This is a genomic window from Actinomadura vinacea (genome assembly GCF_039532545.1).
GTDB classification, from domain to species: domain Bacteria; phylum Actinomycetota; class Actinomycetes; order Streptosporangiales; family Streptosporangiaceae; genus Spirillospora; species Spirillospora vinacea.
In genome coordinates this window covers 22966-40958 of sequence record NZ_BAAARW010000038.1, presented here as the reverse complement: position 1 = coordinate 40958, position 17993 = coordinate 22966, and the positions used below count along the sequence as shown (strand labels likewise).

26 protein-coding genes are annotated in these 17993 nt (G+C 70.0%); 4 read left to right on the top strand and 22 right to left on the bottom strand.

Going from position 1 to position 17993, the window contains the following annotated elements; translation table 11 throughout:
- The first annotated feature begins 69 nt into the window (after positions 1–69).
- Both ABD340_RS39995 and ABD340_RS39990 read left to right on the top strand, forming a co-directional pair.
- On the top strand, positions 70–1287 hold the full coding sequence (locus tag ABD340_RS39995; protein ID WP_344596419.1) for a hypothetical protein: 1218 nt from the start codon (positions 70–72) through the stop codon (positions 1285–1287).
- A gap of 24 nt (positions 1288–1311) precedes the next feature.
- Entirely contained in the window at positions 1312–2880 is a 1569-nt protein-coding gene (locus ABD340_RS39990; protein ID WP_344596417.1) for a hypothetical protein, read from the top strand.
- Positions 2881–3109: 229 nt separating this feature from the next.
- On the opposite strand, the gene truA is transcribed toward ABD340_RS39990, so the two are convergent.
- The 8 genes from truA to infA all read right to left on the bottom strand — a co-directional run bounded on the left by truA (position 3110) and on the right by infA (position 8075).
- Complete coding sequence (gene truA, locus ABD340_RS39985; protein WP_344596415.1) at positions 3110–3997, bottom strand: tRNA pseudouridine(38-40) synthase TruA; 888 nt, start codon at positions 3995–3997, stop codon at positions 3110–3112.
- 136 nt (positions 3998–4133) lie between these two features.
- On the bottom strand, positions 4134–4658 hold the full coding sequence (gene rplQ, locus ABD340_RS39980) for a 50S ribosomal protein L17 (RefSeq protein ID WP_344596413.1): 525 nt from the start codon (positions 4656–4658) through the stop codon (positions 4134–4136).
- A 95-nt stretch (positions 4659–4753) separates the two neighbouring features.
- Positions 4754–5767: a DNA-directed RNA polymerase subunit alpha gene (locus tag ABD340_RS39975; protein ID WP_131944806.1), complete on the bottom strand. Its 1014-nt coding sequence runs from the start codon at positions 5765–5767 to the stop codon at positions 4754–4756.
- A gap of 126 nt (positions 5768–5893) precedes the next feature.
- Positions 5894–6520, bottom strand: coding sequence for a 30S ribosomal protein S4 (gene rpsD, locus ABD340_RS39970; protein ID WP_344596411.1), 627 nt, complete (start codon positions 6518–6520; stop codon positions 5894–5896).
- Positions 6521–6617: 97 nt separating this feature from the next.
- Positions 6618–7019 carry a 30S ribosomal protein S11 gene (gene rpsK, locus ABD340_RS39965; RefSeq protein WP_344596409.1) on the bottom strand — a complete coding sequence of 134 codons (402 nt, stop codon included), beginning with the start codon at positions 7017–7019 and terminating at the stop codon, positions 6618–6620.
- A 61-nt stretch (positions 7020–7080) separates the two neighbouring features.
- Positions 7081–7461, bottom strand: coding sequence for a 30S ribosomal protein S13 (gene rpsM / locus ABD340_RS39960; protein ID WP_344596407.1), 381 nt, complete (start codon positions 7459–7461; stop codon positions 7081–7083).
- Positions 7462–7664: 203 nt separating this feature from the next.
- Positions 7665–7778: a 50S ribosomal protein L36 gene (gene rpmJ, locus ABD340_RS39955; RefSeq protein ID WP_021596712.1), complete on the bottom strand. Its 114-nt coding sequence runs from the start codon at positions 7776–7778 to the stop codon at positions 7665–7667.
- A 75-nt stretch (positions 7779–7853) separates the two neighbouring features.
- Positions 7854–8075, bottom strand: coding sequence for a translation initiation factor IF-1 (gene infA, locus ABD340_RS39950; protein WP_197009446.1), 222 nt, complete (start codon positions 8073–8075; stop codon positions 7854–7856).
- Positions 8076–8361: 286 nt separating this feature from the next.
- Between infA and ABD340_RS39945 the strand changes: the two genes are divergently transcribed.
- Both ABD340_RS39945 and ABD340_RS39940 read left to right on the top strand, forming a co-directional pair.
- Entirely contained in the window at positions 8362–8919 is a 558-nt protein-coding gene (locus ABD340_RS39945; protein WP_344596405.1) for a hypothetical protein, read from the top strand.
- Positions 8920–9173: 254 nt separating this feature from the next.
- Positions 9174–9983: a phosphodiesterase gene (locus tag ABD340_RS39940; RefSeq protein ID WP_344596404.1), complete on the top strand. Its 810-nt coding sequence runs from the start codon at positions 9174–9176 to the stop codon at positions 9981–9983.
- Here the strand turns inward: ABD340_RS39940 and ABD340_RS39935 are convergent, their stop codons facing one another.
- The 14 genes from ABD340_RS39935 to rplN form a co-directional block, all read right to left on the bottom strand.
- On the bottom strand, positions 9984–10436 hold the full coding sequence (locus ABD340_RS39935) for a DUF1707 SHOCT-like domain-containing protein (RefSeq protein ID WP_344596403.1): 453 nt from the start codon (positions 10434–10436) through the stop codon (positions 9984–9986). It lies immediately after the preceding gene.
- Between the two features lie 196 nt (positions 10437–10632).
- The gene (gene map, locus ABD340_RS39930; RefSeq protein ID WP_344596401.1) at positions 10633–11448 is read right to left on the bottom strand and encodes a type I methionyl aminopeptidase; all 816 of its coding nucleotides are present in this window, start codon (positions 11446–11448) and stop codon (positions 10633–10635) included.
- 73 nt (positions 11449–11521) lie between these two features.
- Positions 11522–12172, bottom strand: a complete 651-nt coding sequence (locus tag ABD340_RS39925) for an adenylate kinase (RefSeq protein WP_344596400.1) — start codon at positions 12170–12172, stop codon at positions 11522–11524.
- A complete protein-coding gene (secY, locus tag ABD340_RS39920) occupies positions 12172–13467 on the bottom strand; it encodes a preprotein translocase subunit SecY (RefSeq protein ID WP_344596785.1) in 1296 nt (431 codons plus the stop codon). Before secY ends, ABD340_RS39925 begins: the two co-directional genes overlap by 1 nt.
- Before the next feature lie 208 nt (positions 13468–13675).
- Entirely contained in the window at positions 13676–14155 is a 480-nt protein-coding gene (rplO, locus tag ABD340_RS39915) for a 50S ribosomal protein L15 (RefSeq protein WP_344596399.1), read from the bottom strand.
- Position 14156: 1 nt separating this feature from the next.
- A complete protein-coding gene (gene rpmD / locus ABD340_RS39910) occupies positions 14157–14339 on the bottom strand; it encodes a 50S ribosomal protein L30 (RefSeq protein ID WP_344596397.1) in 183 nt (60 codons plus the stop codon).
- Positions 14339–14959, bottom strand: a complete 621-nt coding sequence (gene rpsE, locus ABD340_RS39905) for a 30S ribosomal protein S5 (protein ID WP_425547514.1) — start codon at positions 14957–14959, stop codon at positions 14339–14341. The genes rpmD and rpsE overlap by 1 nt, the downstream gene beginning before the upstream one ends.
- A gap of 37 nt (positions 14960–14996) precedes the next feature.
- Entirely contained in the window at positions 14997–15383 is a 387-nt protein-coding gene (rplR, locus tag ABD340_RS39900; RefSeq protein ID WP_344596395.1) for a 50S ribosomal protein L18, read from the bottom strand.
- Positions 15384–15385: 2 nt separating this feature from the next.
- Positions 15386–15922, bottom strand: a complete 537-nt coding sequence (gene rplF / locus ABD340_RS39895; protein ID WP_344596393.1) for a 50S ribosomal protein L6 — start codon at positions 15920–15922, stop codon at positions 15386–15388.
- Positions 15923–15938: 16 nt separating this feature from the next.
- Positions 15939–16337: a 30S ribosomal protein S8 gene (gene rpsH, locus ABD340_RS39890; protein WP_344596391.1), complete on the bottom strand. Its 399-nt coding sequence runs from the start codon at positions 16335–16337 to the stop codon at positions 15939–15941.
- Between the two features lie 125 nt (positions 16338–16462).
- Positions 16463–16648, bottom strand: a complete 186-nt coding sequence (locus ABD340_RS39885) for a type Z 30S ribosomal protein S14 (protein ID WP_018657585.1) — start codon at positions 16646–16648, stop codon at positions 16463–16465.
- Positions 16649–16653: 5 nt separating this feature from the next.
- On the bottom strand, positions 16654–17229 hold the full coding sequence (gene rplE, locus ABD340_RS39880) for a 50S ribosomal protein L5 (RefSeq protein WP_344596390.1): 576 nt from the start codon (positions 17227–17229) through the stop codon (positions 16654–16656).
- A 1-nt stretch (position 17230) separates the two neighbouring features.
- Complete coding sequence (rplX, locus tag ABD340_RS39875; RefSeq protein WP_344596388.1) at positions 17231–17539, bottom strand: 50S ribosomal protein L24; 309 nt, start codon at positions 17537–17539, stop codon at positions 17231–17233.
- The gene (rplN, locus tag ABD340_RS39870) at positions 17539–17907 is read right to left on the bottom strand and encodes a 50S ribosomal protein L14 (protein ID WP_344596386.1); all 369 of its coding nucleotides are present in this window, start codon (positions 17905–17907) and stop codon (positions 17539–17541) included. Before rplN ends, rplX begins: the two co-directional genes overlap by 1 nt.
- Positions 17908–17993: the final 86 nt, after the last annotated feature.

The window sequence follows — 17993 nt, the reverse complement described above, 5'->3', positions numbered from 1 at the left end:
TCATCCCCATGTCATGGTGGTTGTTCCCAAGGTCCAGAGCCCTGAGGAAGGAACGGTAAGGTCCAAGCCATGTATCCGGGCGATCAAGGCAAACCCGGCGGCTGGCCTCACGATCAGTCGCCGCATGCCCCGTACGGCCCCGACAGGGACCGGCCCGAAGAGGCACCGTACGGCAGCGAGCAGAAGAACGAGTCCCCCTTCGGGGCACCCCCGGGCGGCCCCCTCGCGGCCCCCGCCCCTCCTTCCGCGAGCCCCGGCGGGCTCGGGCCCGCCGCGGCCGCCGAGGGCGGCCCCGGCCCCTTCGGACCGCCGCCCGGCGGTGCGCCGCCCGGCGGCGCGGCACCGGGCCCGGCGCACGGCGAGGGCCCCGAGAGCGCCGACCCGTTCGGCCCTCCGCCGGGCAACGACCCGTACGGCCCTCCGCCGGGCGGCCCCTACTCCCCCGGCGGATACGACGACGACCCGTACGGCGATCCGCACGCGTTCGGCACCCCCGGCGACCCGGACTTCCCGGGCCCCGGCCCGCGCGGCGGCGGCCCCACGCCGCCCGGCAAGCGGCGCAACCTGCCGCTGATCATCGGCGGCGCGGCGGTGGCCGGGCTCGTCCTCATCGGCGGCGGCTTCGGCGTGTCCTCCCTCCTCAAGGACGACTCCAAGGCCAAGGCGGGCAACGCCGCCGCCACTCCCAAGCAGAGCCCCAGCGTCCAGGCCTCGCCGCCCCCGCCCACGTTCGACCCGGTCAAGCTCAAGAGCCGTGCCACCGACCCGAGCCCGCTGTCGCTCACCGAGGCCTTCGGCAAGAAGTCGTTCAAGGCGGGCGGCCAGAAGTACGTACGGACCGGCGTGAACTCCAAGCGCGGCTGCGCCGGCATCGTCAAGGGCGCCCGGCTCACCGCGGCCGTCGCGAAGGGCGGCTGCACGCAGGCGCTGCGTGCCACGTTCGCCCGCGGCGACGGCCTGTTGATCGGTACGGTAGGGGTGCTCAACCTCAAGACCGAGGCCGCCGCCAAGGCGGCGCAGAAGGCCGCCGTCGCCAAGGACGCCTTCCTGCAGCCGCTGCCCGGCAGCGGTCTCAGCGCGAAGATCGGCAAGGGGGAGGCGCTGGGCACCGCCGAGGCGCGCGGCCACTACCTGCTGATGACCTGGGTGCAGCGGCCCGACGGCAAGAAGATCGTCAGCAAGTACCACACCGTCGTCTCGACTTTCGGACAGCAGCTCATCCGGGGGAGCAATCTGAGCTTCGCACTGCACTACCGGGAGACCGAGGGCAAACCCTTCCGCAACTGACCTGGATGAGGGCTCTTTCTGGCTATGTCTGGACCTCATGAGGGCTGGGAACCTGCCGAGGACGAGGGGACCGATCCCACCCCGCCGCCCTCGGCACCGCCCAGTTTCGGCAAGGCCGATCCGGTGACCGGGGACGGGCCCGAGGGCGGCGGCGGCGAGCCCGCCGCCGCCCCGTCCGATGCGGAGATCCGGCTGCCCATCGGCCTGCAGAGGCCCTGGTGGGCCTCGGCCGACGAGACCGCCCCCGAAGCCGAGACGGCCGAACCCGAACCGGAGCAGGAACCCGAAGCCGAGCCGGAGCAGGAGCCCCTGGCAGAGGCCGACGAGCCCGATGAGGCCGAGGAAGACGACGGGACGGTCGTCTTCGAGCCGCCGGAACCGACCACCGGCCCGGACCAGGACACCGATCAGCCCCTCCCCGGTACGCCCCCGGGGACGCTGGTCGCCGGGCACGGCATCCCCAAGATCGACACGCGCGGGGCCGTCCCCGCCGAGCCGATCGTCGCACCGAGCGGCCCCCGCTACCCCGACACCGACCCCGACGGCATCCCGGTCATCCAGCCGGAGGAGGCGAAGGCCGCCGCGCCCGAAACCGAGGAGCCCGAGCCGCCCCAGGAGGGCACCACCGGCGGGATCCCCGTCACGGTCGCGACGCCGGAGGCGTTCCGTCCGCGCGACGAACCACCGCCGCCCAGCCCTCCGCCCACCCCCCTGGCCGCGCCGGTCCCCGTCGCGATGGCCCCCGAGCCGCAGAGCCAGGCCCCGGAGCCCCCTCCCGAGCAGCAGACGTTCGGTATCGCTTCGTTCAGCGCAGGCACGGCCACAGCCGCGACCGCGGCGCCGGGCGGCAGCGGCGGCGGACGGCGCAAGCCCCTGCTGATCGGCGGCGGTGTGCTGGCCATGATCCTCGTCGCGGTCGCCGGCTTCGCGGTCGCGGGCTCCGGCAACGACAGCGAGGGCCGCAGGGCCAAGGCCGTCGAGACGCCCGGCGGCAAGACCGACCCGCTCCTCTCACGAGCCCCCGCGGCATCCCCTGCCCCGGGCGCCGGGCAGCCGCCCCCGCCGGCGGCGCCCGTCCCGATCGACAGCGTGCGCACCGACCCGAAACCGCTCGCGCTCACCGAGGCGTTCCCCGCCGCCCGCGTCGACATGGGCGGCAGGACCTACTCGCGCGACCGCGCCTCGGTCAACCACCAGTGCGCGCTCGCCGCGCGCGGCGCCATGGCCCGCGCCCTGACCCGCGAACGGTGCGACAGCATCATCCGGGTCACCTTCCTCGACAAGCAACGCGCACTGGCCCTCACCACCGGCATCGCTGTACTGCCCGCCAAGCCCGCCGCGCTCAAGGTGAACGGCGCCGGCGACCCCGGCAGGTACGAGTGGTTCCGCGCCATGCCGGGAACCCGGACCCCCGGCATCGACCGGGCGGGCGGGTACGCCGCGAGCACCGTCCGGGGCAGGTACATCGCCTACGCCTACGCCACGTTCGCCAACGGCCAGCCGCCCAAGTCCGGTGACCAGACCCTCAAATCGGTCGCCGAGCAGTTCGTCGGCTACGCGCTGCGCCCGATCGACGCCCGCGCCCGCCGCTAAATCGCTTGGAGCATGGCCCGGGGCCTGTCCCGACGTGGCCTCAGGTACCGCGCGAGCGCGCTACCTGGCCGGTGGGGCGATGCCGGAGGCGAGCCTCACAGGGCAGATCGCGAAGCGATGTCGCGCTCGCACCAAGCACGGTCAGGGTGCGAGCCGCCAGGCGAGCGCCCTGGGCCGGGGTTGCAATAAACACAGCCCGCCAGGCGAGGACCCTGGGCCGGGATTGAAATCAACTGAGCGTGCGGACGCGCCGGGTCTCCTGGGCGCGCCGGGCCAGGTCCTCGTCCTGCGGGTAGCGGATCTCCTCCAGCGACAGGCCGTGCGCGGGCGCCACGTTCACCGCCGAATCGCGGACGCGCGCCGCGAGGACCTGCGAGGGCCACTCCACCTCGCGCCGCCCGTCGCCGACGACCAGCATCGCGCCGACGAGGGCGCGGACCATGGAGTGGCAGAACGCGTCGGCCTCCACGGTGGCGATCGCCACCCCGCGCCGCGCCGCCATACCCGGCGGCACCCGGCCGTCCATACCGTCCACGCGGGCCCGCGTCCCGGCGGGCTCCTCGCGGTGCCATTCGAACCGCAGCAGCCGCCGGATCGTCGTCGCGCCCTCCCGCTTGCGGCAGTACGCGGCGAAGTCGTGCTCCCCCACCAGCAGCGCGGCGGCGGCGTTCATCCGGCCCAGGTCGAGCGGGCGCGGATGCCGCAGCACGTCGTGCCGACGCAGCGGATCCACGCCCACGGGGTCGTCGCAGACGCTGTAGGCGTACCGCCGCGACAAGGCGGAGAACCGCGCGTCGAAACCCTCCGGGGCCACCGACACCCGCCACACGCGCACGTCCGGGGGCAGCAGGCCCGCCAGGCGGCGCGGCATGGTGCCGTTCACCGCCGAGTACGAGGCGACGGGGACGACCACGTGCGCCACCTGGCCGCGCGCGTGCACGCCCGCGTCCGTGCGGCCCGCCACGGTGAGCGCCGGCGGCGGGTCCAGGCGCAGCAGGCGGGCCAGCGCGTCCTCGATGACGCCCTGGACGGTCCGCTGGTTCGGCTGGCGCGCCCATCCGGCGAAATCGGACCCGTCGTAGCCGATGTCGAGCCGGAGTCGTACCAATGCGGTCATGTCTGGAGTGTCGCCTCGTGTTTCGTCCCGACCATGGGAAGCAGTGTGGCAAAGATCGGGCCCGCCGTCCCGTAACGGACGGCGGGCCCGAGCGCATGTCGGGGCGGGCACCCTGGTGGTGGCGCCCCGCCAGGCCTCACTTGGACTCGGTGGCCTCGCCCTCGTCGTCCTTGGCGTCGTCCTTGGCCTCGGTGTCGGCCGGGGCCTCGTCCTCGCCCTTGGCGAGCGTGACCTCGTCCTCCTCCGCCGGGGCGGCGGGCTCGGCCGGGGCCGCGGTGGCGGCGGTGCCCGAGGAGGCGGCCACCTGCTCCTGCACCAGCTCGATCACGGCCATCGGGGCGTTGTCGCCCTTGCGCGGCCCGAGCTTGGTGATGCGGGTGTAGCCGCCGGGACGGTTCTCGAAGCTCGGCGCGATCTCGGTGAAGAGCCCGTGCACGACGGCCTTGTCGCGGATCACCTGGGCCACCTGGCGGCGGTTGTGCAGATCGCCCTTCTTGGCCTTGGTGATCAGCTTCTCCGCCAGCGGGCGCACCCGCCGGGCCTTGGCCTCGGTGGTGGTCACGCGGCCGTGCTCGAACAGCGCCGTGGCCAGGTTGGCCAGGATGAGCCGCTGGTGCGCGGCGCTGCCGCCCAGACGGGCGCCCTTGGTGGGCTGAGGCATGGTCGTTCCTTCCTGCGCCGGCCGTATCAGGTACCGGCGTCAGCTGAAATCCAGGTTCCGGAGCCGGGCGGCCCCGGAACCTGGGATGAGATGTCTCAGTACTGCTCGGTCTCGGCGTAGCTGGTGTCGTCGTCGCCGTAGTTGTCGGCCGCCGCGCTCGGGTCGAACCCGGGCGGGGAGTCCTTCAGCGACAGGCCCATGTCGTTGAGCTTCTGCTTGACTTCCTCGATCGACTTGGCGCCGAAGTTGCGGATGTCGAGCAGGTCCTGCTCGCTGCGGGCGACCAGCTCGCCCACCGAGTGGATGCCCTCGCGCTTGAGGCAGTTGTAGGAGCGCACCGTGAGGTTGAGCTCCTCGATGGGCAGCGCCAGGTCCGCGGCCAGCGCGGCGTCCGTCGGGGACGGGCCCATGTCGATGCCCTCGGCCTCGACGTTGAGCTCCCGGGCCAGCCCGAACAGCTCGACGAGGGTCTTGCCGGCGGAGGCCACCGCGTCGCGCGGCAGCATCGCCTGCTTGGTCTCCACGTCCAGGATGAGGCGGTCGAAGTCGGTGCGCTGCTCGACTCGGGTGGCCTCGACCTTGTAGGTGACCTTGAGCACGGGCGAGTAGATGGAGTCGATCGGGATCCGGCCGATCTCCTGGCCCGGCTGCTTGTTCTGCGCGGCCGAGACGTAGCCGCGGCCGCGCTCGACCGTCAGCTCCATCTCCAGCTTGGCCTTGTTGTTGAGGGTGGCGATGTGCAGGTCGGGGTTGTGCACCTCGACTCCGGCGGGCGGCGCGATGTCGGCCGCGGTCACCTCGCCGGGGCCCTGCTTGCGCAGGTACATCACCACGGGCTCGTCGTGCTCGGAGGAGACCACCAGCTCCTTGAGGTTCAGGATGATGTCGGTGACATCCTCCTTGACCCCGGGGACGGTGGAGAACTCGTGCAGCACGCCCTCGATCCGGATGCTGGTGACGGCCGCGCCGGGGATCGAGGACAGGAGCGTGCGGCGGAGCGAGTTGCCGATCGTGTAGCCGAAGCCCGGCTCCAGCGGCTCGATGGTGAACCGCGACCGGTACTCGTCGACCTGCTCCTCGGTGAGGGTGGGACGCTGAGCGATGAGCATGGTTGCCTTCTTTCCGCGGTGCCCGCTATTTGACTACCGCGTGTTCCATGGTACGTCCCGTTCCCGCCGGGGCCCCGGCCCGCGTTGCCGCGGGCCGGGAACCCCATGGGGAACGGCGTTGAGCCCTTACTTGGAGTAGAGCTCGACGATCAGCTGCTCCTGGACGGGAGCGTCGATCTGCTGCCGGACCGGCAGCGAGTGGACGAAGATCCGCATCCGGTCCGCGTCGACGCCCAGCCACGCCGGGACCTGGCGGTCGCCCGCCTCGGCCTTGGCGACCTGGAACGGCGTCATCTCCTGGGACTTGGTCTTGACATCGACGATGTCGGTCTCGCCGACCAGGAAGGACGGGATGTTGACCTTCTTGCCGTTGACCCGGAGGTGGCCGTGCCGGATCAGCTGGCGGGCCATGTCGCGGGACTTGGCGAAGCCCGCGCGGTAGACCACGTTGTCGAGCCGCCGCTCCAGCAGCGAGAGCAGGTTCTCACCCGTCTTGCCGCCCTGGCGGTTGGCCTCGACGTAGTAGTTGCTGAACTGCCGCTCCAGAACGCCGTAGATGCGCTTGGCCTTCTGCTTCTCGCGCAACTGGAGCAGGTACTCGGTCTCCTTGGGGCGACCGCGGCCGTGCTCACCCGGCGGGTAGGGCCGGATCTCGATGGGGCACTTGGGCCCCTCGCACTTGCTGCCCTTGAGGAACAGCTTCATCTTCTCGCGACGGCACAGCTTGCAGTCGGCGCCGGTGTAACGAGCCATTGTTCTAGTTCTCCCCTGCCTCAGACCCGGCGACGGTTCTGGCTGACACTGCGTCGGGCGGTACCGCCCTGCGCAAATTCCAGAATGGTCATGACGGTCAGACCCTCCGGCGCTTCGGCGGGCGGCAGCCGTTGTGCGGAACGGGTGTGACGTCCTGGATCGAGCCGACCTCCAGGCCGGTCGCCTGCAGCGACCGGATGGCGGTCTCACGGCCCGAGCCCGGCCCCTTGACGAACACGTCGACCTTGCGCATGCCGTGCTCCATGGCACGGCGGGCCGCCGACTCGGCGGCCTGCTGGGCGGCGTACGGGGTGGACTTGCGCGAGCCCTTGAAGCCCACGTGGCCGGAGGAGGCCCAGGAGATCACGTTCCCGTTGGGGTCGGTGATCGAAACGATCGTGTTGTTGAACGTGCTCTTGATGTGGGCGTGCCCGTGAGCGACGTTCTTCTTCTCCTTGCGGCGCACCTTCTTGGCGCCGACACGGCTCTTGGGAGGCATCTGCTCTCTCTACTCCTGAGGTCATCGATCCGGGGCGGGACGGTGCCCGCCGCACGGACTGCTACTTCTTGCCGGCCTTCTTCTTGCCGGCCACCGTCTTCTTCTTGCCCTTGCGGGTGCGCGCGTTGGTCTGCGTGCGCTGGCCGTGGACCGGCAGGCCCCGGCGGTGCCGGATGCCCTGGTAGCAACCGATCTCGATCTTGCGCCGGATGTCGGCCTGGACCTCGCGGCGCAGGTCGCCCTCGGTCTTGTAGTTCGCCTCGATCCAGTCGCGCAGCTTGACCAGCTCGTCGTCGCCGAGCTGGTGCACCCGCAGGTCCGGGTTGACACCGGTGTTGGCCAGCGTCTCCAGGGCCCGGGTACGGCCGATGCCGAAGATGTAGGTGAGAGCGATCTCCACGCGCTTTTCGCGCGGGAGGTCGACGCCGAGCAGGCGTGCCATCTCGGGCAGTTCCCTTCATTTGGCGGAGGTATGTGCGCATCGCCCCCGCGAACACCCTGCCCGGGTGGCGGCCTCGGCCTCCGTCCGAGGGTTCCCCTTCACACGCCGCCGCCGCACGACCCGATCATGGGCCCGGCGGGCCCGCGACCGGCCGTACGGCCTGGTGTGAAGGATCGCGATGCGCGTCTGGATTCAGTTGGGCGTCAGCCCTGACGCTGCTTGTGGCGCGGGTCGGAGCAGATCACCATGACCCGGCCGTGCCGGCGGATGACGCGGCACTTGTTGCAGATCTTCTTGACGCTCGGCTTGACCTTCACTGGGTCTCCTAGTTTTCAGGGTCACCCTCGCGCCGCCACGCACGAGGAAGGCAACCCCAGTGGGTTACTCTGTGGTCACTTGTAGCGGTAGACGATCCGACCGCGCGAGAGGTCGTAGGGGCTCAGCTCCACGACGACGCGGTCGTCCGGCAGGATCCGGATGTAGTGCATCCGCATCTTGCCGCTGATGTGGGCGAGCACCTTGTGCCCGTTGTCCAGCTCTACTCGGAACATGGCGTTAGGGAGGGACTCGATGACGGTGCCCTCGATCTCGATGGCGCCTTCCTTCTTGGGCATGTCCTCCGCGCTTCACTGATCGGCTGTTGGACCCGGCCCGCGACGTCCCACGACAGCACTCCACAAGTGAAGAACGCCAGGGGAATCCGGCCGCGACCGTGCCGGGACGAGCGTCCGGGCAGGAATCCGAGGCGGCCGACAGCGGACCGGCATAGGAGTCTACGTCACCCGGCCACCGAATGTGAAATTGTCGCACGATCGGCCACCGGACACCGCTCCCGGCACAAGCATACAGCGCCCGCGCGTTGTACCTTTCCGGAAGGAAGGACGCCCAGGGAGGATCGGCATGCCGAGCTACGACTTCGCGCTGATCCTGAGTCGTCCCCTCTACGAGGAGGAGCTTGACGACCTGTTCGACCGGACCCATGGCTACGTCACGGTCTCGATCATCACCGAGCCGCAGCACGCCGAACGTCCCGGCAACGCCTCCTGCACCTGGCAGGGGACCACGCTGGCCGCGGCGATCATGGAGCTGGTGGAGCACATGGAGGCCAGCGCGCCCGGGCTGCGGGTCCAGCGGGTCGAGGCCGACCCGCTGCTGACCATCCGGGACATCGCCGAGCGGGTGCGCCGCTCGGTCGACTCGGTACGGCTGGCGATCACCGGCGCGCGCGGCCCCGGCGGCTTCCCGTCCTCGGAGATGTCGTCGGCCGGCCACCGGCTGTGGCGCTGGTCGAAGGTGGCCGCCTGGTACGACCACGAGGATCCGCAGCTGCGCGAGGCCCGTCCCACCACGCAGGCGATCAACGGCTGGCTGGCGCTGCGCGACGTCGTCCCGGACGTGGCGCCGGCCGCCGAGGACGTCACCACCGCGCTGTCGGCGGTCATCCAGCACGTGGCCTGACCCTCCCGGCGAATGCGGCGCGCCCGGGCGGGACGCGGCGCGTCTCAGCGTGTCCCGGAGCGTCCGGGACGTCCCGGACAATAGGTTGATCTTGCCCTCGAAAGCCCCGAATCGACAGCGCGGCCAGGGACGGCGAAGATCGAATCGGCCTCGGGCGGCGGGGCGGCCGCCCGCCGCTCCGGCCGCGCACGGGCCCGCGGCCGCGCCTCTCCGTCCCGGAAAGCGCGATGTGCATGATGGAGGGGGAGGGACCAATGGCGATCATCGCTCAGCTCAGCGACGTCCACATCGCCGCCGGCCGCGGCGGCGCCGTGGACGACGATTCCGGCCCCGTCCGTTCCTTACGCGCCGCGGTGTCCAGCCTGCTGTCGCTGCCGGCGCGCCCGGACGCCGTCGTGCTCACCGGCGACCTCGCCGACACCGGGCTGCCCGCCGAGTACGCCCGGCTGCACGCGCTGCTGTCGCCCCTCCCCATGGCCGTCCACCCGATGCCCGGCAACCACGACGACCGGGACGCGATGCGCGCCGCGTTCGCCGACCACCCGGCCATCGCCGGCGCCGCCCCCCAGACGCCCCTGCAGTACGCGGTCGACGTGGCCGGGACCCGGCTGGTGTGCTGCGACACCACCGTCCCGGGCTCGCCGTACGGGGCGATGGACGCCGACCGGCTGGCCTGGCTCGACGCCACCCTGGCCGCGGCGACCGACACGCCCACGATCGTCGCCACCCACCACCCGCCCTACCCGATCGGGATCCGCTTCGTCGACGACATGCGGTTCCTCGAACCGGAGGGCTTCGCCGAGATCATCGGACGGCACGGCCAGGTGGTGCGGGTGATCAGCGGCCATGTGCACCGCGGCTCGGTCGGCATGCTGGCCGGCCGGGTGAGCACCACCTGCCCCAGCACGTACCGGCAGCTCTACCTGGACCTCACCCGGCCCGGACGGGCCGCGGTCACCGGCGAGCCCGCCGGCTTCGCGGTGCATCTGATCAGCGACGCGGGCGACGCGACGACGCACTTCGTCCCGACCGGCAACTACCGCCCGCTCATGGACGTCGAATAGTCAGTCGCGGCGCCGGGAGCCGAACAGGGTGACCGCCAGCAGCACGGCACCCCACGGGCCCGCCACCCACAGCCACCAGGGGTACACCAGGTCGCCCAGCACCGCGATGATCATCCAGACCGCGACGTTGATCCCGCTGACCAGCGCCCACGTGCCCCACATCGCGCCGATTCCGGTGCGGTAGAGGTCCATGCCGGGCGCCTCCCGCCGCGCCGGCACCTGCCCCTGGGGGGTCCGCTGCGCCGCCGGGACGGGAAGCTCGTACAGATCCTCCTCCGGCAGATCGGAGGTGATCTCCTGGAGCTGCCCGAGAGTCTTGGCGGCGTACGCCGCCTCCAGCCGTTCGTGCAGCTCGTCCATCGTGATCCGGCCCTGGGCGCAGTGTTCGCGCAGGGTCGTGGCCACCCGGTCGCGATCGGCGTCCGAGGCCCGAATGTCAGGGTTAGGCGTCATGCCGCCCCTTCGCAGAAATCAGGAGGAGTTGCTACCTTCCAGCTTGGGCAACCACTCCCGGCCTTCGTCAAGAGCCGTGAGGACACGGGGGCCGTCTTCCGTCACGGCCATCAGGTGCTGCTTCGAAGTGGGCCCAACCGTTCAACCCCCTCGTCAAGAGCCGTGAGAACACGGGGGCCGTCTTCCGTCACGGCCATCAGGTGCTGCTTCGAAGTGGGCCCAACCGTTCAACCCCCTCGTCAAGAGCCGTGAGAACACGGGGGCCGTCTTCTGTCACGGCGAATGTGTGTTCGAAGTGGGCCGACTGGTGGCCGTCGGTGGTGATCACCGTCCAGCCGTCGTCGAGTTCGCGGGTGTTCTTGGTGCCGAGGTTCACCATCGGCTCGACCGCGAAGCACATCCCGACCTCCAGGACGGGCCCGTGCCCGGGCGCCCCGTGGTTGGGGATCAGCGGGTCCATGTGCATCCGCGTGCCGATGCCGTGGCCCCCGTACCCCTCGACGATGCCGTAGCGGCCCTGAGAGCGCACGTAGGACTCGATCGCGTGCGAGATGTCCGTGAGCCTGGCCCCGGCGACCCCTGCCGCCAGACCGTGCCACAGGGACGTCTCGGTGACCTCCAGCAGCCGGGTCAGCTTCGGCGCCACCTCGCCCACCGGGACGGTGACGGCCGCGTCGCCGTGCCAGCCGTCCACGATCGCGCCGCAGTCGATGGAGATGACGTCGCCGTCCCGCAGCGTCTTCGAGGCGCTGGGGATGCCGTGCACGATCTCCTCGTTCACCGAGGCGCAGATCGTCGCCGGGAACCCGTGGTAGCCCTTGAACGACGGGACGCCGCCGTTGTCGCGGATGTGCTGCTCGGCGAGCACGTCCAGGTCCATCGTGGTGATCCCGGGCTTGACCGCCTCCCGCAGCAGTTCCAGCGTGCGGCCGACCAGCAGCCCGGCCGCACGCATCGACTCCACCTGCTCGGCGGTCTTCACCTGGATCGCCGGCCTGCGCCGTTTGAACATCACTACCCCTGGTCCCCTCGACCGCTCGCCCCGCCCGGAATGGGCCCCCGGACGCGGCCGCGAACGGCGGGGGTCACCGGTCCTGCGGACGCAGCGCACCGAGCGCGCGCTGGGTGACCTCCTCGACCGGCCCGGTCGCGTCGATCCGGACGAGAATGCCCTCATCCTCATAGAACTGCACGAGGGGGGCGGTCTGTTCCTGGTAGACCTCCAGGCGGTGCCGGACGACCTCTTCCTTGTCGTCGTCACGCTGGAACAGGTGCCCGCCGCACTCGTCGCAGATGTCGTCCTGCTTGTCGTCGAAGTCGACGTGCCAGATCCGCCCGCAGCTCTCGCAGGTGCGGCGGCCCGACAGCCGCCGGACCACCTCTTCCTCGTCGACGAAGAGCTCCAGCACGATGTCCAGGCGGGCGTCCCACTCGGCGAGGATCTTCTTCAGCGTCTCGGCCTGCGGGACGTTCCGCGGGAAGCCGTCCAGCAGGAAGCCGTCGCGGGCGTCGTCCTCGGCCAGCCGGTCGCGGACCATGGCGATGGTGACCTCGTCGGGCACCAGGTCGCCGCGGTCCATGTACTTCTTGGCCTGCCGGCCCAACTCGGTGCCGCCGCTGACGTTGGCGCGGAAGATGTCACCTGTCGAGATCTTCGGGATGGACAGATGCGTTGCGATGAACTGGGCCTGCGTCCCCTTGCCCGCACCCGGGGGGCCCACCAGGACGATACGCACTACCGGAGGAAGCCCTCGTAGTTGCGCTGCTGGAGCTGACTCTCGATCTGCTTCACGGTATCCAGTCCGACGCCGACGACGATGAGGATGCTCGTCCCCCCGAACGCGAAGTCCTGGCTCGCGCCGATGAGCGCGAACGCGACCATCGGGATCAGGGCGACGATTCCCAGGTAGAGCGCGCCAGGGGTGGTGATCCTGGTGAGCACGAAGTCGAGGTACTCGGCGGTCGGCCGGCCCGGACGGATACCTGGGATGAATCCACCATACTTCTTCATGTTGTCGGCGACTTCAGTGGGGTTGAAGGTAATGGCCACATAGAAGTACGTGAAGAAGACGATGAAGGCGAAGAAGACGCCCATGTGCCAGGGGTTGTCCTGGGCCAGGTACGGCTGCATCTTCTGCAGCCAGTTCGTCTCGGGCCACAGCTGGGTCGCCAGCACGGGCAGGTAGAGCAGCGACGAGGCGAAGATCACCGGGATGATGCCGGCCTGGTTGACCTTCAGCGGAATGTAGGTGGAGGTCCCGCCGTACATCCGGCGGCCCACCATCCGCTTGGCGTACTGGACGGGGATCCGCCGCTGCGCCTGCTCGACGAACACCACACCGGCCATGATCGCCAGACCGACGAGGATCACGATGGCGAAGACGAAGCCGCCCTTGGACTTGTAGATGTTCCAGAACTGGCCGGGGAACACCGCGACCACCTGGGTGAAGATCAGGATGGACATCCCGTTGCCGACACCGCGATCGGTGATCAGCTCGCCCAGCCACATGATCACCGAGGTGCCGGCCGTCATGCAGACCACGATCGTGATGATCGTGAAGATGTCGTTGTTGTAGAGCACGTCCTGGCCGCCGGCCACGCCCTGGAACAGCTGGCCCGTGCTGGCCATCGCCACGATGCCGGTGGCCTGCAGGATCGCCAGCCCGATGGTCAGGTACCGGGTGTACTGCGTGATCTTGGTGGTGCCGGCCTGGCCCTCCTTCTTGAGGGCCTCCAACCGCGGGATCACCACCGTGAGCAGCTGCAAGATGATGCTGGCGGTGATGTAGGGCATGATGCCCAGCGCGAACACCGACAGCTTCAGCAGCGCACCGCCGCTGAACAGGTCGACCAGCCCGTACAGCTGGTTGCTGTTCCGCGCCGCCTCCGCGGTCTTGCGCAGGACCTCGGTGTTCACGCCTGGGGACGGCAGTACCGAGCCGATCCGGAAGATCAGGATGATGAACAGCGTGAACAGGATTTTTTTCCGCAGGTCCGGTGTACGGAAAGCCCGAGCGAACGCGGTCAGCACCATTCCTCCTGCGCGACTGGCGAATCCTTGGCCGCCGAGAGGCGGATTTCGGGTCCTTGGATGGCAAGGCGGCCCCCGGGACGGGGCACCGCCGCCGCTGTGACTCTAACAGCAGATGATGCCGGGGCCGCGCGGCGCGGCGCCGGGACCCTGCGGTCCCCGGCGTACGGCGGGCGCGTCCCCGGCATCAACGGGTGTCCTACTTCGCTTACAGCTCTTCGGCCGAGCCGCCGGCCGCGGCGATCTTCTCCTTGGCGGAACCGGAGAAGGCGTGCACCTTCACCTGCACCGCCACCGAGATCTCACCGCTGCCGAGCACCTTCACCGGACGGCCGCGGCGAACCGCGCCGCGGGCCGCCAGGTCCGCCGCCGTCACCTCGCCGCCCTCCGGGTACAGCTCGGCGAGCTTGTCCAGGTTCACCACCTGGAACTCGACCCGGTTCGGGTTCTTGAAGCCCTTGAGCTTGGGAACCCGGCGGATCAGGGGCATCTGGCCGCCCTCGAACCCGACCGGCACCGTGCCGCGGGCCTTGGTGCCCTTGGTGCCGCGGCCCGCGGTCTTGCCCTTGGACGCCTCGCCGCGGCCCTTGCGGGTCTTGGCGCGGTTGGCCCCGGGGGCGGGACGCAGATCGTGCAGCTTCAGCGGGGTGCCCTCCGCGGACTCCGCCTTGCTCAGATCAGCCGCCATGTCAGTCGACCTCCTCGACGGTGATCAGGTGGTTCACCGTCCGGATCATGCCGCGCACCTCGGGACGGTCGTCCCGCACCACGCTCTGGCCGATCTTCTTCAGCCCGAGCGTGCGCAGCGTGTCACGCTGGTTCTGCTTCTCGCTGATCACGGACTTGGTCTGCGTGATCTTGAGCTTGGCCATCAGGAGGCCACCTCCGCCCGCGGCTCGCTGCCGGCGGCGCGCGCCCGCAGCATGGCGGCCGGCGCCACGTCCTCGATCGGCAGGCCGCGCTTGGCCGCGATCTCCTCGGGCCGCTTGAGCGCCTTCAGCCCCGCGATCGTCGCGTGCACGATGTTGATCGCGTTGTCGCTGCCCAGCGACTTGCTCAGCACGTCGTGGATGCCCGCGCACTCCAGTACCGCGCGCACCGGGCCACCGGCGATGACGCCGGTACCGGGGCTGGCCGGGCGCAGCAGGACCTCGCCCGCCGCGTCCCGCGCCTGCACCAGGTGCGGGATGGTGCCCTGGATCCGCGGCACCTTGAAGAAGTGCTTCTTGGCCTCCTCGACGCCCTTGGCGATCGCCGCGGGCACCTCCTTGGCCTTGCCGTAGCCGACGCCGACGGTGCCGTTGCCGTCACCGACGATCACCAGGGCGGTGAAGCTGAAGCGGCGACCGCCCTTGACGACCTTGGCGACCCGGTTGATCGCCACGACCTTCTCGATGTAGGACTGGCCCTTGTCGGCGCCACCACGACGGTCGTCGCGGCGGCCGTCGCGACGGTCGCCACCCTGACCGCCACCACGCCTCTGCGCTGCCATCAGTGGTTCCTCTTCTCGTTGACGAATGTCGGGGCCATCACAGTTCCAGGCCCCCTTCGCGCGCGCCGTCGGCGACGGCGGCCACGCGGCCGTGGTACTTGTTGCCGCCGCGGTCGAACACCACGGCGCTCACCCCGGCCTCCTTGGCCCGGGCCGCCACCAGCTCGCCGACCTTGCGGGACTTGGCCGTCTTGTCGCCGGCGTCGGCGCGCAGGTCGGCCTCCATGGTCGAGGCGTACGCCAGCGTGTGGCCCGCGGTGTCGTCGATCACCTGGACGAACATGTGCCGGCTGGAACGCGTCACGACCAGGCGCGGCCGCGCGGCGGTGCCCACGACCTTCTTGCGGACCCGCAGGTGCCGGCGCTTGCGGGACTTGGCCCGCGCCGACGTGGCCTTACCGGCCAGGGTCTTGGTGCCTGCCATGACTACTTACCAGCCTTTCCAACCTTGCGCCGGATCTGCTCGCCCTCGTAGCGCACGCCCTTGCCCTTGTAGGGGTCGGGCTTGCGCAGCTTGCGGATGTTGGCGGCGACCTCGCCGACCTTCTGCTTGTCGATGCCCTCGACGATCAGCTGGGTCGGCCGCTCCACCGTGAAGGTGATCCCCTCCGGCGGCTCAACCGTGATCGGGTGGCTGTAGCCGAGCGAGAACTCCAGGTTCTTGCCCTTGGCCACCACGCGGTAGCCGACGCCCTGGATGACCAGGGTCTTCTTGTAACCGTCGGTGACGCCGACCACCATGTTGTTGATCAGCGTGCGGGTGAGCCCGTGCAGCGCGCGGTTGACGTTGATGTCGTCCGGCCGGGTCACGGTGACCGTGCCCGAGTCCTGCGACACCTCGATGGGCTCGGCGACGGTGTGGTTCAGCTCGCCCTTGGGCCCCTTGACGGTGACCTTCCGGCCGTCGATCTTCACCTCGACACCGCTGGGCACGGTGATGGGGAGACGTCCGATACGTGACATTTCTAGTGCCCTCCCCTCACCAGACGTAGGCGAGGACTTCCCCGCCCACGCCACGCTTGCCGGCCTGCCGATCGGTCATGAGGCCGGACGACGTCGAGATGATCGCGACGCCCAGTCCGCCCAGGACCCGAGGCAGGTTGTCCTTCTTGGCGTACACCCGCAGACCCGGCTTCGACACGCGCTTGATACCGGCGATCGAACGCTCCCGGGTCGGGCCGAACTTCAGCTCGATCACGAGCTTCTTGCCGACCTCGGCGTCCTCCACGCTCCAGCCCGAGATGTAACCCTCCTGCTGGAGGATCTCGGAGATGTGCGCCTTGATCTTCGAGTACGGCATCGACACCGAGTCGTGGTACGCCGAGTTCGCGTTGCGCAGACGCGTCAGCATGTCTGCGATCGGATCGGTCATCGTCATGGGCTTCAGGCCCTCCCTCGCCACGGTTTCCTCGGGTACGTCCCCGTGGACCTTTGGCGCGGTCGTGGACGCCTTGCTCAGGCGCCCGGGTGGTTATTACTCGCTGGGCGACGGCACGCGGGCCGTCACCAGCTGGACTTGGTGATCCCTGGCAGCTCGCCGCGGTGGGCCATCTCCCGGAAGCAGACCCGGCACAGGCCGAACTTCCGGTAGACCGAGCGCGGACGCCCGCAGCGCGAGCAACGAGTGTACGCGCGCACACCGAACTTGGGCTTGCGGGCCGCCTTGGCGATCAGCGACTTCTTCGCCATTCTGGTCAGCTCTCCTTGAAGGGGAAGCCGAGGAGCTTCAGGAGCGCCCGGCCCTCGTCGTCGGTCTTCGCGGTGGTGACCACCGTGATGTCCATGCCCCGGGTGCGGTCGATCTTGTCCGGGTCCACCTCGTGGAACATGACCTGCTCGGTCAGCCCGAAGGTGTAGTTGCCGTTGCCGTCGAACTGCTTGGGCGACAGCCCGCGGAAGTCGCGGATCCGCGGCAGCGCGGTGGCCAGCAGCCGGTCCAGGAACTCCCACATCCGGTCGCCGCGCAGCGTGACGTGCGCGCCGATCGGCATGCCCTCGCGCAGCTTGAACTGCGCGATGGACTTGCGGGCCCGGTTCACCGCCGGCTTCTGGCCGGTGATCGCCGACAGGTCGCGGATCGCGCCCTCGATCACCTTGGCGTCCCTGGCGGCCTCGCCGACCCCCATGTTGACCACGATCTTGGTCAGCCCGGGGATCTGCATGACATTGGCGTAGCCGAACTGCTCGCGCATCGCGCCCGCGATCTCCTCGCGGTAGCGGGTCTTGAGCCGCGGCACCGGAACGGTGCGCTCGGAAACGGTGTCGGTCATCTCAGATCTCCTTACCGCTGCGCCGCGAGATCCGGACCTTGGTCCCGTCCTCGTTGATGCGGTATCCGATCCGGACCGGCTTCCCGTCCTCGACGATCGCGACGTTGCTCACGTGCAGCGGCGCCTCGACCGTCACCCGGCCGCTCTCCTTGCCCGCACGCTGCTGGTCGGCCTTGATGTTCTTGGTGATGAGGTTGACGCCCTCGACGACGACGCGCTCGCGGCGCGGGTCGGTGCGCAGCACCTTGCCCGTCGCGCCCTTGTCCTTGCCGGCGATGACGACGACCTCGTCGCCCTTCCTGATCTTCATTACAGCACCTCCGGAGCGAGCGAGATGATCTTCATGAACCTCTTCTCGCGCAGCTCACGGCCCACCGGGCCGAAGATGCGGGTGCCGCGGGGGTCGCCGCCGTCCCGGATGAGGACGGCCGCGTTCTCGTCGAAGCGGATGTAGGAGCCGTCCGGGCGCCGGCGCTCCTTGCGGGTGCGCACGATAACCGCCTTGACGACGTCGCCCTTCTTCACGCCCGCGCCGGGAAGGGCGTCCTTCACCGTCGCGACGATGATGTCGCCGACTCCCGCGTAGCGCCGACCCGAGCCGCCGAGAACCCGGATGCAAAGGATCTCCTTCGCACCCGTGTTGTCGGCGACTTTGAGTCGCGACTCCTGCTGGATCACGTTGACTCCTGTTCGTCACACCGGTTCTCTGCCTCCGGCAGAGCCTGGTGGAACCAGTACGGTCGATTGCGACGCTGGGCGCCGCG